Annotated in this window: 15 protein-coding genes and 5 tRNA genes; 1 reads left to right on the top strand and 19 read right to left on the bottom strand. The window is 60.2% G+C overall.

Annotation, left to right across the window (positions count from 1 at the left end):
- The first annotated feature begins 18 nt into the window (after positions 1-18).
- Positions 19-924 (top strand): alpha/beta fold hydrolase, encoded by a 906-nt coding sequence (locus AC1RTP_RS04195; RefSeq protein ID WP_498605008.1) that lies wholly within the window; start codon positions 19-21, stop codon positions 922-924.
- Between the two features lie 11 nt (positions 925-935).
- Here AC1RTP_RS04195 and AC1RTP_RS04190 read toward each other — a convergent pair whose 3' ends face one another.
- From AC1RTP_RS04190 to AC1RTP_RS04100, 19 genes are all read right to left on the bottom strand, one after another.
- Positions 936-1,301 (bottom strand): hypothetical protein, encoded by a 366-nt coding sequence (locus tag AC1RTP_RS04190; protein ID WP_498605006.1) that lies wholly within the window; start codon positions 1,299-1,301, stop codon positions 936-938.
- Positions 1,272-1,345 (bottom strand) — tRNA-Cys (locus tag AC1RTP_RS04185). Before AC1RTP_RS04185 ends, AC1RTP_RS04190 begins: the two co-directional genes overlap by 30 nt.
- A gap of 45 nt (positions 1,346-1,390) precedes the next feature.
- Positions 1,391-1,466, bottom strand: a tRNA-Gly gene (locus AC1RTP_RS04180).
- Between the two features lie 17 nt (positions 1,467-1,483).
- Positions 1,484-1,559, bottom strand: a tRNA-Gly gene (locus tag AC1RTP_RS04175).
- Between the two features lie 47 nt (positions 1,560-1,606).
- Positions 1,607-1,682, bottom strand: a tRNA-Gly gene (locus AC1RTP_RS04170).
- Positions 1,683-1,770: 88 nt separating this feature from the next.
- Positions 1,771-1,846 (bottom strand) — tRNA-Gly (locus tag AC1RTP_RS04165).
- Positions 1,847-1,931: 85 nt separating this feature from the next.
- Complete coding sequence (pgsA, locus tag AC1RTP_RS04160) at positions 1,932-2,516, bottom strand: CDP-diacylglycerol--glycerol-3-phosphate 3-phosphatidyltransferase (protein WP_498605005.1); 585 nt, start codon at positions 2,514-2,516, stop codon at positions 1,932-1,934.
- Between the two features lie 141 nt (positions 2,517-2,657).
- Positions 2,658-4,511, bottom strand: coding sequence for an excinuclease ABC subunit UvrC (uvrC, locus tag AC1RTP_RS04155; protein ID WP_498605004.1), 1,854 nt, complete (start codon positions 4,509-4,511; stop codon positions 2,658-2,660).
- Entirely contained in the window at positions 4,504-4,902 is a 399-nt protein-coding gene (acpS, locus tag AC1RTP_RS04150; RefSeq protein WP_498605002.1) for a holo-ACP synthase, read from the bottom strand. The genes uvrC and acpS overlap by 8 nt, the downstream gene beginning before the upstream one ends.
- On the bottom strand, positions 4,899-5,657 hold the full coding sequence (pdxJ, locus tag AC1RTP_RS04145; RefSeq protein WP_498605001.1) for a pyridoxine 5'-phosphate synthase: 759 nt from the start codon (positions 5,655-5,657) through the stop codon (positions 4,899-4,901). The genes acpS and pdxJ overlap by 4 nt, the downstream gene beginning before the upstream one ends.
- A gap of 8 nt (positions 5,658-5,665) precedes the next feature.
- Positions 5,666-6,460, bottom strand: a complete 795-nt coding sequence (gene recO / locus AC1RTP_RS04140; protein ID WP_498605825.1) for a DNA repair protein RecO — start codon at positions 6,458-6,460, stop codon at positions 5,666-5,668.
- Positions 6,461-6,513: 53 nt separating this feature from the next.
- The gene (era, locus tag AC1RTP_RS04135) at positions 6,514-7,416 is read right to left on the bottom strand and encodes a GTPase Era (protein WP_498604999.1); all 903 of its coding nucleotides are present in this window, start codon (positions 7,414-7,416) and stop codon (positions 6,514-6,516) included.
- A 17-nt stretch (positions 7,417-7,433) separates the two neighbouring features.
- The gene (rnc, locus tag AC1RTP_RS04130) at positions 7,434-8,222 is read right to left on the bottom strand and encodes a ribonuclease III (RefSeq protein WP_498604997.1); all 789 of its coding nucleotides are present in this window, start codon (positions 8,220-8,222) and stop codon (positions 7,434-7,436) included.
- Positions 8,223-8,225: 3 nt separating this feature from the next.
- Positions 8,226-8,606 carry a DUF4845 domain-containing protein gene (locus AC1RTP_RS04125; protein WP_498604996.1) on the bottom strand — a complete coding sequence of 127 codons (381 nt, stop codon included), beginning with the start codon at positions 8,604-8,606 and terminating at the stop codon, positions 8,226-8,228.
- 22 nt (positions 8,607-8,628) lie between these two features.
- Complete coding sequence (lepB, locus tag AC1RTP_RS04120) at positions 8,629-9,555, bottom strand: signal peptidase I (protein WP_498604995.1); 927 nt, start codon at positions 9,553-9,555, stop codon at positions 8,629-8,631.
- Positions 9,552-11,345 carry a translation elongation factor 4 gene (lepA, locus tag AC1RTP_RS04115; protein ID WP_498604993.1) on the bottom strand — a complete coding sequence of 598 codons (1,794 nt, stop codon included), beginning with the start codon at positions 11,343-11,345 and terminating at the stop codon, positions 9,552-9,554. Before lepA ends, lepB begins: the two co-directional genes overlap by 4 nt.
- Before the next feature lie 159 nt (positions 11,346-11,504).
- Entirely contained in the window at positions 11,505-11,747 is a 243-nt protein-coding gene (locus AC1RTP_RS04110; protein WP_498604992.1) for a glutaredoxin family protein, read from the bottom strand.
- Entirely contained in the window at positions 11,748-12,137 is a 390-nt protein-coding gene (locus AC1RTP_RS04105) for a hypothetical protein (RefSeq protein WP_498604990.1), read from the bottom strand.
- A gap of 101 nt (positions 12,138-12,238) precedes the next feature.
- Positions 12,239-13,711 (bottom strand): Do family serine endopeptidase, encoded by a 1,473-nt coding sequence (locus AC1RTP_RS04100; RefSeq protein ID WP_498604988.1) that lies wholly within the window; start codon positions 13,709-13,711, stop codon positions 12,239-12,241.
- Positions 13,712-13,742: the final 31 nt, after the last annotated feature.

Raw genomic sequence — 13,742 nt, 5'->3', positions numbered from 1 at the left:
CAACAACAGGAGATCATCATGCTGCGGACTATTACCAAAATGCTTTCCATGGGCGTGCTGGCGCTATGCGTCTACATCGGGCCTGCGAATGCACAGGCACCCAGGAGTAATTTTGCGGAAGTAAATGGCGTGCGGATTCATTACCTGGCCGCAGGCAAAGGCGATCCGGTCATCCTGCTGCACGGCTACACCGAGTCGAGCCATATGTGGCTTCCTCTGATCAGCCAACTCTCGAAAGACCACCTGGTGATTGCGCCAGACCTGCGGGGATTTGGAAAATCCGGCCTGCCCGAGGGGCCTTACACCAAATCAGTGATGGCGCAGGACGTGCACGCGCTGGCGGTCAGCCTCGGGATCAAGTCGTCCAAGGTTGTGGGGCACGACATTGGGCTGATGGTCGCATACGCGTATGCCGCCCAATATCCACAGGAAGTCAGCAAGATCGCGCTGATGGATGCCTTCCTGCCTGGCGTCGGAAATTGGAAAGATGTCTGGCTGCTGCGCGACTTGTGGCACTTCCATTTCTATGGAGAGACGCCGCTCGCCTTGGTCAAAGGACGCGAACGCGTTTACTTCGAACACTTCTGGAACGACTTCGCTGCCGATAAAACGAAATCGCTAAGCGAAGCGGACCGCAAATTCTACGCGGCCGAGTATGCGCAGCCGGGCCATATGCGCGCAGGTTTCGAAGTCTTCCGCGCCTTTGCCAAGGACGCGGAAGAGTTCGCGAATTACATGAAGACGCCGTTGACCATGCCCATGCTGGTGCTCACAGGTGAGAAAGCATCGGGTGAATTCCTGATCCAGCAGGCCCGCCTGGTCGACAACAACGTTGAGGGCGTCGTCATCAAGAACAGCGGGCACTGGCTGATGGAAGAAGCAACGCCTGAAGTTCTACCCAGGCTGATACAGTTCCTCAAGTAGGCCCGCAGGACTTAGAGGAATGGCCAACGAAGAATGCCTTTGGCGTGCAGCACCGGGCGCAGCACCAGGTAGCCGACTGAGAAGCCAATGGCCAACAAGCAGCGCGCATCGCCCAACGCGGCCAGGAAGATGCCGCCGACAATGGCCGCCGCCACCGCCACCATCAGCCAGACTTCAATGCTCGCGAAAAAGGGAGCGGCACGGCGCCAGGTGGCGATGAGCAATTTGAGCGCTTCCTGGGGAGTCTTGACGGGCTTTTCCATGACTATTTCACCAACGGTGCGAATTTCGCAAAAATCGAAGCCGGAAATGAAAAATCCCCGCCGAAGCGAGGATTTTTCATCTTTTGGAGGCGAGGGCCGGAATCGAACCGGCATAGACGGCTTTGCAGGCCGCTGCATAACCATTTTGCTACCCCGCCGAAGGGGTTTTCAGAGCCGCGGCAGATCGCGATCTCCTGGAATTCTGGAGCGGGAAAAGAGTCTCGAACTCTCGACCTCAACCTTGGCAAGGTTGCGCTCTACCAACTGAGCTATTCCCGCATTGGGTTTGAAATACCTGGAGCGGGAGAAGAGTCTCGAACTCTCGACCTCAACCTTGGCAAGGTTGCGCTCTACCAACTGAGCTACTCCCGCTTGGAGTGAATTTCAACTTTTGCTACTTTACTGCTGCTCCAGTGAACTGGAGCGGGAGAAGAGTCTCGAACTCTCGACCTCAACCTTGGCAAGGTTGCGCTCTACCAACTGAGCTACTCCCGCATTTCAGAGGAACCGCATTATCGCAGAAACATTCTCATATTTCCAGCGATTGTTACTGCTTAGTTACCGCTATGTCGCCGATGACTTTTGGAGCGGGAGAAGAGTCTCGAACTCTCGACCTCAACCTTGGCAAGGTTGCGCTCTACCAACTGAGCTACTCCCGCTTCGCATTACTGCGCTGTCATCAACAGCAGGCCAGCATTATAGATGATCTATAGGCGCTGTCAAGGGGCAATATTGCTATTTAGCTCAAGCTGCCCCGCGTTCCTTGATCATCGGCCATGCCTTCTTGAGGTAGTAGAACATGGACCACACAGTCAGCACGCTGGCGATCCACAGCAGCATATGCCCGACCACGCGGGTATCGATGGCGCCGAACAGCACGTCCTGGTACAGCAGCAGGGGAATGGCGGTCATTTGCGCTGCCGTCTTGATCTTGCCGATCTGGTGCACTGCGACCGATTTGGAGGCGCCGATTTGCGCCATCCACTCGCGCAGGGCCGAAATCGTGATTTCGCGGCCGATGATGATCAGGGCCAGGATCGGGTGCCAAGGGTCGAGCCGGAGGTTGACGATCACCAGCAGGGCTGCCGCCACCATCAGCTTGTCCGCTACCGGGTCGAGGAAGGCGCCGAAGGCCGAAGTCTGGTTCCAGCGGCGGGCCAGGAAGCCGTCAAACCAGTCGGTTACCGCGGCCACGATGAAGATCAGCGTCGCGGCGAGATTGTGTTCGTGAACGGTGAGCCAGGTTTCGGGGAGGTAGAACACGCCTACGACCAGGGGAATCAGCGCTACGCGCAACCAGGTCAGCAGGATCGGGATGTTGAAAGGCATATGCGGTGTATAAGAATTGTAATGACGCGCCGCTAGTGTATAACGGCGGCGCGTTCAAAGCCAATTTCGCTGTGAAAACCGGTAAACCGGTGTCTGACCCTCAGGGTCAGACACCTAGCCTGCGGCGGCCGCGTACCGGTTTTAGTGGAGCTGCCGGTAAATCTCTTCCGCCAGGGTATCGGAAATGCCTTCGACAGACTTCAAATCCTCGATGCTGGCGTTCATCACGCCTTTCAGCCCGCCGAAGCGCGAGAGCAGCTTTTGGCGGCGTTTTGCGCCGATGCCCTCGATCTCTTCCAGCCGCGAAGTCTGGCGGGCCTTGGCGCGTTTGGCACGCATGCCGGTGATCGCAAAGCGGTGCGCCTCGTCGCGGATCATGGCCACCAGCATCAGCGCTGCGGACTCCTTGCCCAGTTCCTGCGGTTCGCGGCCATCGACGAACACCAGCGTCTCCAGGCCAACGCGCCTGCCCTCGCCTTTCGCCACGCCGACGATCAGGCCGATGTCCAGGCCCAGTTCAACGAAGACCTGGCGCGCCATTTCGACCTGGCCTTTGCCACCGTCGATCAGCACCACGTCCGGCATCACGCCATCGCCGCCCGCCACTTTCTCGTAGCGGCGCGTCAGCACCTGGCGCATGGCGGCGTAATCGTCGCCCGGAGTGATGTCGTTGATGTTGTAGCGACGGTATTCGCCGTTCTGCATCTGGTGGTGATGGAACACCACGCAGGAAGCCTGGGTCGCTTCGCCCGCCGTGTGCGAAATATCGAAGCATTCCACGCGCAGGGTGTCGAGGTCTTCGTTCTCCAGCCCCAGCACTTCGGCCAGGGCGCGGGTGCGGGCTTGCTGCGAGCCTTGCTCGGAAAGCAGGCGCGCCAGCGAGATCTCGGCGCCCTTCTGCGCCAGCTCCTGCCATTGGCGGCGCTGGCCTTGCGGCTGGAACACCAGGTGGATGCGGTGCCCGCACTGCTCCTGCAGCGCCAGGATCAGCTCCGGCTGGTCGAATTCAATATTCAGGATCAGGGTGCCGGGGATCGATTTTTCCGGGTAATGCTGTACCAGGAAGGCGGCCAGCACCTCCTCCTCGATCGGGCGCTCGGCCACGACTTCGGCATCCATCACATGGGTCGGGAAGTAGGCGCGGTCGCCAAGGTGACGGCCGCCGCGCACCATCGCCAGGTTGACGCAGGCGCGTCCGCCCTGCACCACCACGGCCAGGATATCGACGTCCTGGTCGCCGGTGGTCTCCATCGACTGCTGGTGCAGCACTTTCGACAGGGACTGGATCTGGTTGCGCACCGCCGCCGCCTGCTCGAATTTAAGCTCGGTGGCGTAGGCGAGCATCTTCTGCTCCAGCTCCTCCATCACCTCCGACTGGCGGCCGCGCAGGAAGCGCGCCGCGTTGTTGACGTCTTCGCGGTATGCCTCGGGCGCGATCAGGCCCACGCAAGGACCGCTGCAGCGGCCGATCTGATGCAGCAGGCATGGGCGCGTGCGGTTCATGTACACGCTGTCCTCGCAGGTGCGCAGCATGAATACCTTCTGCAGGATCTGCATCGACTCGCGCACCGCCCACGACGACGGGAACGGGCCGAAATACTGGTGTTTGCGGTCGACGGCGCCACGGTAGTACACCATGCGCGGGATCTCGTCGCCCGTGATCTTCAGGTAGGGATAGCTCTTATCGTCGCGGAACAGGATGTTGTAGCGCGGCTGAAGGGCCTTGATCAGGTTATTTTCCAGGATCAGGGCTTCGGCCTCGCTGCGCGTGACCGTGGTCTCAAGGCGCGCGATGCGCTCGACCATCAGCGCAATGCGCGGGCTCGATAAATTCTTCTGGAAGTAGCTCGACACGCGCTTTTTCAGGTCGCGCGCCTTGCCCACGTAAAGCACCTTGTCTTCGGCGTCAAAGTAGCGGTACACGCCGGGCAGGTTTGGCAGCTTGGCAACGGTGGCCAGCACCTGTTCGCGTGGGTCTAAAGTCTCTTCAGTCATTCGATCGCTCGACGATCGCATAGGCGACCGCGTAATCCTCTTCATCGCTCACGGAGATATGGGCGACCAGCCCATTCTGCAACATGAAATCGCCCAGCGCGCCGCTGCAGGCCATGTATGGCTTGCCCAAATCATCATTGAGCAATTGCGCCGTGTGCCAGGTCATCGGTGGGCGCAGGCCCAGGCCCAGCGCCTTGGAAAAGGCTTCCTTGGCGGCGAAGCGGGTGGCGGCATAGCGTACGCCGCGCACCGGGCTGCGGGCGCAGCGCTCCTGGTAGACCAGGAATTCGTCGGGACCGAGGATCTTGCGTGCAAAACGCTCACCGCTGCGTTCCAGCGCGGCGGCGATGCGGGGTACTTTGCTGACGTCCGTCCCGATCCCGTAGATCATTTCGCGCCCAGGCGGGTCGACACCATGATGGCCTTCATTTCGCGCACGGCATTTTCCCAGCCGGCGAAGATGGAGTGGGCGACGATGGCGTGGCCGATATTCAGTTCCGCGATTTCGGGAATGGCGGCAATCGCCTGCACATTGGTGTAGTGCAGGCCGTGGCCGGCATTGACCTTCAGGCCATTCTGCACGCCCCAGCGCACGCCATCCTTGACGCGGGCCAGTTCGCGCGCCTGCGCTTCGCCCTCGGCATCGGCATAGGCGCCGGTATGCAGCTCGATGACTGGCGCGCCAACGGCGGCTGCGGCCTTGATCTGCTGTTCATCGGCGTCGATGAACAGGGACACGCGGATACCCTCCCCTTGCAGCTGCTTTACGGCCGCTTCCACTTCCTTGTAGAAGCGCACCACGTCCAGGCCGCCCTCAGTAGTGATCTCGGTGCGTTTTTCCGGCACCAGGCAAACGTCGGCCGGCTTGATGCGGCAGGCGAAGTCGATCATTTCCTGGGTTACGGCCGCTTCCAGGTTCATGCGGGTGACCAGCTGCGGCGCCAGCGCGATCACGTCGGCATCCTTGATGTGGCGGCGGTCTTCGCGCAGGTGCAGGGTGATGCAATCGGCGCCGGCCTGCTCGGCCAGCAACGCAGCGCGGATCGGGTCCGGATACACGGTTCCGCGCGCATTGCGCAGCGTGGCGACGTGGTCGATGTTCACGCCGAGGTCGATGATAGTGCCGGAGGGAGACAGGAAGCTCATATTTTTTCTTAAAGTTGCAGCAAATCGATCAGTATCTGGCGCGTGTTCAATGGCGCGCCGCCAAGGTGCCAGGACAGCAGATAGCGCATCAGCTGCTTGCTTTGCGCCTGCGTGGCCGGGTCGATGTAATCTTCGCGCTCCATGTCCAGCAGGGTCTTGCCGGCGACGCGCGGCGCGCTATCGTCAGCGCGCTCGGGACGCGGGCCGCGCTCAGGGTCCACCACGTAATGTACATCGGGCTGGACTTTTGTGCGCGTGACGGTGCAGCGGGTCAGGTCCGCCGCCACGCCGGTCTGCTTCAACAGCGCCATTTCGAACTTGCGCAGCACGATGGGCGCGGGCTCGTTATGGGCCAGCTGGTTGAGGGTGGAGACGTAATGATCGAACAGCTTGGCATGCGCATCGTCGCGCGCAGTCAGCTTGACCAGCAGTTCGTTCAGGTAGAAGCCGCAAAGCAGCGCAGTCTTTTCGAGGGGCAGCATGCCGCCGACCCAATCGGCATCGGTCAGCGTGCGCAATTCGTTCTTACCGGTCCAGCCGGTAGTCAGCGGCTGAAAGGTTTGCAGCACGCCGCGCAGCTGCGAATGTGGACGCTTGGCGCCCTTCGCGATCAACGCCACCCGCCCGTAGTCGCGCGTGAACAGCTCGACGATGAGCGATGTCTCTTTATAAGGATAGGAATGCAGCACAAATGCCGGCTGCCCAGTGACGCGCGTACCCACCGTACGCTGCTGCCCCGGCGCCCGACGCTTCTGCGCCGGCACCGAAATGTCCGCCTTGGGGTCAGGAACGGAAGTGGACATTTTTTCAGCCACGGTCAAAATGTCCACCTTTGTTCCTGACCCCAAGGTGGACATTATTCGTAGCCGTATGCGCGCAGGCCGGCTTCGTTGTCGGCCCAGCCGGATTTCACTTTCACCCAGATCTCGAGGTAGACCGGGCCGCCGAACAGTTTTTCCATGTCCAGGCGGGCTTGGGTGCTGACTTCTTTCAGGCGGGCGCCTTTGTTACCGATGATCATGGACTTGTGGCCGTCGCGCTCCACCAGGATGGCGGCGAAGATGCGGCGCAGGTTGCCTTCCTGCTCGAATTTCTCGATCAGTACGGTGCTGGTGTATGGCAGTTCGTCGCCGACAAAGCGGAACAGTTTTTCGCGTACGATTTCCGACGCCAGGAATTTCTCGCTGCGGTCGGTGATGTCGTCTTCGCCGAAGACCGGTTCGTTTTCAGGCAGGTACTTCTTGATCTCGTTTTGCAGGCCGTCCAGCTGGAAGCGCAGCTTGGCGCTGACCGGGACAATCGCGGTGAACTGGAACTTCTCGGCGATCTGCTGCGCGAACGGCATCAGCACAGCCTTGTCTTTCACGCGGTCGGACTTGTTGATCACCAGGATCACCGGCACGTTCTTTGGCAGCAGGTCCATCACTTGCTGGTCCGCTTGGCCAAAGGTGCCCGCTTCCACGATGAAAAGGATCAGGTCCGACGATTCCAGCGTATTGGTGACGGTCTTGTTCAGCGTCTTGTTCAGCGCATTCGAGTGGCGGGTCTGGAAGCCCGGCGTGTCGACGTAGATGAACTGCGCATCGCTGACGGTCTGGATGCCGGTGATGCGGTGGCGCGTGGTCTGCGCCTTGCGCGAGGTGATGCTGACCTTGGCGCCGATCAGGGTGTTCATCAGGGTCGACTTGCCCACGTTCGGGCGGCCGACAATGGCGATGTAACCGCAGCGGAAGCCGGCGGGAGTAGGTGCGGTAGTCATGGTCAAACTCAATTCAATTATTGTTTGGCGAGCTTTTTGTCGGCAGCTTCGTCGCCCTGTACCGTTGCGATGCCGGCCAGCTTGAGCTGGGGCGAACGCTGGCGCGGCTTGCGGCTGGCCGCCGGCGCTTTTTTCAGCGCTTCTTCAGCAACTTCCAGCGCCAGCTTGGCGGCGGCTTGCTCGCCGGCGCGGCGGCTGCCGCCACGCCCAAACACCTGGATCCCTAATTTGGGCACCAGGCACTCGATCTCGAATTCCTGGCTGTGCGCGGCGCCGTGAGTGGCGACGACGTTGTACAGCGGCAGCGAGATCTTTTTCGATTGCAGGAATTCCTGCAGCAGGGTCTTGGCGTCCTTGCCGAGGGTCTGCGGGTCGACGGTATCCAGGATCGGGATGTAGAAGGCGCGGATGACGCCCGCCGCCTGGTCGAAACCGCCGTCCAGGAAAATGGCGCCCAGCAGCGCTTCCAGCGTATCGGCCAGGATCGACGGACGGCGGAAGCCGCCCGACTTCAGTTCGCCCTCGCCCAGGCGCAGGAACTGCGACAGCTCCAGCTTCTGGGCGATTTCGAACAGCGATTGCTGCTTGACCAGGTTCGCACGTACGCGCGAAAGGTCGCCCTCGTCGAGGGAATTGAAACGTTCGTACAGGATGGAGGCGACCACGCAGTTAAGGATGGAGTCGCCAAGGAATTCCAGCCGCTCGTTATGCAAACTGCTGTGGCTACGGTGCGTCAGGGCCTGCTGGAGCAATCCAGCATCCTGGAACGTGTAGCCTAACCTGGTTTGCAATAACTGTAATTTCATCACTTATTCTGCAGCTTTCTTCTTCGTCGCGGCCTTGGCCGTCGTGCCCTCGTATTCCATCAGCAGACTGGCCGGACCGGCCAGCGGGATCTTCTTCTCGTAGGCGAAGCTGATTTCAAACTCGCCGCCGTCGCGGGTAATTTGCAGGTCGCGGCCCTGGATAGCGGAGATATAGCCCACTTCCGCGCTCTTGTTGAACGAGTCCTGGATCGCCTTGACGTTCTCGCCGCCATCGCGCTTGGCGCGGTCGATCGCACCCATGATGGCGCGATATTCGATGTACGTCGGAATGACCTGCATCGCGAGCAGGCCAACCCCGCCGAGGATGGCGATAATAATGATCAAGCCTACCAGGCTGATACCACGTTCACGCTGAATGCGCATTTGATCTTCTCTCCCTGTGGGCTTAGCGAATGCCGCCAAGCCGGTCAATATTGAAATTACCCAGGTTCATCCAGACGAAGAATGCTTTACCCACGATATTCTTGTCTGGTACGAAACCCCAGTAACGGCTATCGGCACTATTGTCCCGATTGTCGCCCATCATAAAGTAATTTCCTTCAGGCACTACACACGAGAAACCTTCGTAGTTGAAAGTACACGCCTCACGACCCGGAAAATCTTCCACCTGGCCCAGGTTAATAGGCGGTTTCGTTTCGTCGTTCAGGATGCGGTGCTGTACATTGACCAGTTGCTCACTAAATTGCTTCTGGTAAGTAAGGGTACCCTCTTCCAGGTAGTCTTCCATACCAGCATAGCTGACCACTTGGCCGTTCACCGTTAAGCGCTTGTTTTGATAAACAATTTTATCACCCGGCACGCCGATCACCCGCTTGATGTAATCCTGGCTCATGTCCTTCGGATATTTGAACACCATCACGTCGCCACGCTGGGGGTCGTTGAGCTGCACCACCTTCTTGTTGATGATCGGCAGGCGAATGCCGTAGGTGTATTTGTTCACCAGGATCAGGTCGCCAATCAGCAGGGTCGGCACCATCGAGGACGATGGGATCTTGAACGGTTCCCACAGGAAGGAGCGCAGGAAGAATACCAGCGCAATCACCGGGAAGAAGCTGCCCGAGTATTCGATCCAGGTCGGCTGGCGCAGGATGTCCGATTCCAGCTTGGAGCGGGCATTGCCCTGCTCGTCCATGCGAATGCCGTTGGCGGCGGAGCGTGCCATGCGTTCGTCGTATTCGACCAGGGCCTTATTGGCGGCAGCGCGGCGCTGCTTGGAGAACACCACCAGGTCGAGGACCCAGATGATCCCCGTCACCACCATCAAGACGAACAGGATTAAAGCGAAATTGCCCAGGATGGATTGCAGTGTCATTTCTCGTCCACTTGAAGGATTGCCAGGAATGCCTCTTGCGGGATCTCCACGGAGCCCACTTGTTTCATGCGTCGCTTACCAGCTTTCTGCTTCTCCAGCAGTTTCTTCTTACGGCTGATGTCGCCGCCATAGCACTTGGCCAGCACGTTCTTGCGCATCGCTTTCACGTTTTCACGCGAGATGATGTTGGAGCCGATCGCGGCCTGGATCGCCACGTCGAACATCTGGCGCGGGATCAGTTCGCGCATCTTGGCCGCCACGGCACGGCCGCGGTATGGCGCATTGGCGCGGTGCACGATGATGGCCAGCGCGTCGACCTTCTCGCTGTTGATCAGCATGTCGACCTTGACCACGTCGGCGGCGCGATTTTCCTTGAACTCGTAGTCCATCGAGGCATAGCCGCGCGAAGTCGACTTCAGCTTGTCGAAGAAGTCCAGCACGATCTCGGCCATCGGCATTTCGTACACCAGCTTCACCTGGCGGCCGTGGTAAGCCATGTCCATCTGGATACCGCGCTTGCCGATACATAGGGTAATCACGGAACCGACATACTCTTGCGGCATGTACAGGTTGACGGTGACGATCGGCTCGCGCACTTCGTTGATGTGGCTCGGGTCGGGCATGCGCGACGGATTGTCGACGTGCAGCACGGTACCGTCTCGCATTTCCACCTCATACACTACGGTCGGCGCCGTGGTGATCAGGTCCATGTCGAATTCGCGCTCCAGGCGTTCCTGCACGATTTCCATGTGCAGCAGGCCGAGGAAGCCGCAGCGGAAGCCGAAGCCCAGCGCTTGCGACACTTCCGGCTCATACATCAGCGCAGCGTCGTTCAGCTTCAGTTTTTCCAGCGAGTCGCGCAGCGCATCGTACTGGTTGGCCTCGACCGGGAACAGGCCGGCGAACACCTGCGGCTGCACTTCCTTGAAGCCCGGCAGAGGCGCGGTGGCCGGCTTGGTCACGGTGGTGATGGTATCGCCCACGCGTGCGGCTTTCAGTTCCTTGATGCCTGCGATCACAAAGCCTACCTGGCCTGCGCTCAGCTGCGGCAGCGACACGGAACGCGGCGAGAAGATACCGATGTCTTCCACCAGCTGCACCGAGTCGGTCGCCATCAGGCGGATCTTTTCTTTTGGACGCAGGGTGCCGTTCACCACGCGCACCAGCATCACCACGCCCACGTAGGAGTCGTACCAGGAGTCGATGATCAGGGCTTGCAGCGGCGCTTCCGGGTCGCCCTTTGGCGGCGGCACTTTGGCGATGATCGATTCCAGTACGTCTTCCACGCCCAGGCCGGTCTTGGCCGAGCAGTGCACGGCGTCGCCGGCCTCAATGCCGATCACGTCTTCGATTTCCGCAATGGCGGTTGGCGGGTCGGCGTTCGGCAAGTCGATCTTGTTCAGCACCGGCACCACTTCCACGCCCAGGTCGAGCGCGGTGTAGCAGTTGGCCACGGTCTGCGCTTCCACGCCCTGCGACGCGTCCACCACCAGCAGCGCGCCTTCGCAGGCGGACAGGGAACGGCTGACTTCATAGGAGAAGTCGACGTGGCCTGGGGTGTCGATCAGGTTCAGGTTGTAGATTTCGCCGTTGCGCGCCTTGTACCGCAGGGCTGCGGTCTGGGCTTTGATGGTGATGCCGCGTTCACGTTCCAGGTCCATGGAGTCCAGGACCTGCGCTTCCATCTCGCGGTCGGAAAGGCCGCCGCACAGCTGGATGATGCGATCCGCCAGCGTGGACTTGCCGTGGTCAATGTGGGCGATGATGGAAAAATTGCGAATGTTGTTCATTAAAAATCGAAGCGAGCTATAACAAAAAGGCGCTCATGCGCCTTTTTATGGAATTCGTTGCAAGGGTAACCCCCGGCATTTTACCGGATTTCAGAGGGGAAAGCCGGATTTCTAGAGGGGAGGCTGTGAAATACTGCTAATTAGGCAATGATTCGGCAGTCATTTTGACAACATGGCGCGGACTTTGGCTTCATCCAGGAAGTAATGGCAGAGCTCCGGCTGGTTCAGATCGGCGAACAGCACCGGCACCAGCTCATCGAACTTCGCTACCAGCGCCTCGTCGGCATCGACGTCGATCACTTCGACGGTGAAGGGCTTTCCCGGGGTTTGCAGGGCATTCAGGGCTACCAGCATGTCATCGCACAGGTGGCAGTAGGAGCGGGAGTACAGGGTGAAGTGCATTCAGGGCTTGCGTGGACTAGGCTGCGCCCCCTCGGGCGCGGGCTGCCATTGTAGCGCGCCCGGCGGGATGTTGATAATGATCGCAGGCGGCTGGGCCGGCGCCGGCGCAGCCACCTGTTCCGGCGCCAGCTTTGCAAACCGCCCCTGCGGAGGCGGCGCATAGTTCAGCACAAATGTCATGACCATGATCGACATAGTTGTAAATCCGAGCAGTGCGCCAACTGTCCATTTAACAATGGTCGCAACCGCCCGTTCGAGGTCGGCCTTGGTCGCCATTTCCCTGTCGAGACGCGTCAAAATAGCTTGTGAATCCCGCTCCACAATGGTCACCCTTGTGCGAATAGCTTCATCTTCGGCGTGCGCATCGTAGTTGTCAAACTCATGCGGCATGGCTTGCTCTGTACGCAAAACGGGATACGCCAAATGTAACGCCGCCGCGGGCTTGCCGCCTTGAGGGGCGACAAACGCGCGGCGGCGTTGGTTGCTGATGATTACTTGGAGGCTGGCGCCGGACGCAACGAGAAGTGCTGTGCCTGGCTGCCTCGGCGAACCAGCACGGCCGCGGCTTTCTTGGCATCGAGCTTGGCGACGGCAGCATTGAACTGTTTGGCGTCCACAATGTCCTGGTTGTTCAGCATCAGCAGGATGTCGCCCTGGCGCAGGCCAGCAGCTTCGGCCGGGCCGTCGGTGTCTTCGACAATCACACCGCCAGTTACGCCCAGCTCACGCTTTTGCGCCGCAGTCAGGTCGCTGACCACAAAGCCCAGGGCATTGGCGCCCGAAGCAGGCTCTTCGCCCTTCTTCTCGCCCTTCTTGCCGCCGGACTTGCCAGCTACCTTGTTGTCGGCATCGGCCTCCCCCACGGTCACGTGCAGGTCCGATGGCGCGCCTTTCCGCCACACGGTCAGAGTAGTCTTGGTGCCCGGCGTCGTGCCCAGCACCATGCGGGTCAGGTCGGCGAAGCGGTCGATATCCTTGCCGTTGTACTTGATGACGATGTCGCCCACGCGCACACCGGCTTTGTCCGCCGGACTGCCCGATTCAACCTGGGTCACTTCCGCGCCCTTGTTATTCTTCAGGCCCAGCGACTCCGCCACATCCTTATTGAGTTCGCCGATCTGCACGCCCAGGCGGCCACGGGTCACCTTGCCGGATTTCTTCAGCTGGTCGGCCACACGCATCGCTTCATCGATCGGGATCGCGAAGGAGATGCCGTTATAGCCGCCCGACAGCGTGGCGATCTGCGAATTGATGCCGATTACCTCGCCCCTCAGGTTGATCAGCGGGCCGCCCGAGTTGCCCGGGTTGACCGCGACATCACTCTGGATCAGCGGCAGCAGGTCGCCGGTATCGCGCGCCTTGGCCGAGATGATGCCGGAGGTCACAGTATTCTCCAGGTTGAATGGCGAGCCGATCGCGATCACCCACTCGCCTACGCGCGCCTTGTTTGGATCGCCGATGGTCAGGTAAGGCAGCTTGCTGCCATCGATCTTCAACACGGCCACATCGGCACGCGAATCGGCGCCCAGCACCTTGGCCTTGAATTCGCGCTTGTCGGTCAAAGTCACGTAGACCTCGTCGGCGCCATCGACCACGTGGGCATTGGTCAGCACATAGCCATCAGCGGACACCACGAAACCAGAACCGATGCCACGCTGGATTTCCTGGCCAGGCGTCGGCAGGCTGCGGCGGCGCGGCGACTGGCCCTGGCCTCGCGGCATCTGGCCGCCAAAGAAGCGGCGCAGGAATTCCTGCATTTCATCGGCCTGGCCGGCCGCGTCGACATCCTTCTGTGAAATGCGTTCGGTGGTCCGGATATTCACGACCGCCGGGCCGACGCGCTCGACCAGGTCGGCAAAGTCCGGTAAGCCGGCTACGGCGGGGGCGGCTGCATAGGCGGGAGCGAAACCGGCAACGGCCGGCAGGCCAAGGGAAGCTGCACTGAGCACCAGCGCAGAAATCATGGTTTTTTTCATGGTTGCGAATGATGAAAGT

Source organism: Pseudoduganella sp. GW821-FHT11H04 (assembly GCF_058807935.1).
Note: the sequence above shows the minus strand (reverse complement) of the source record. Positions and strands in the feature narration are given on the sequence as shown.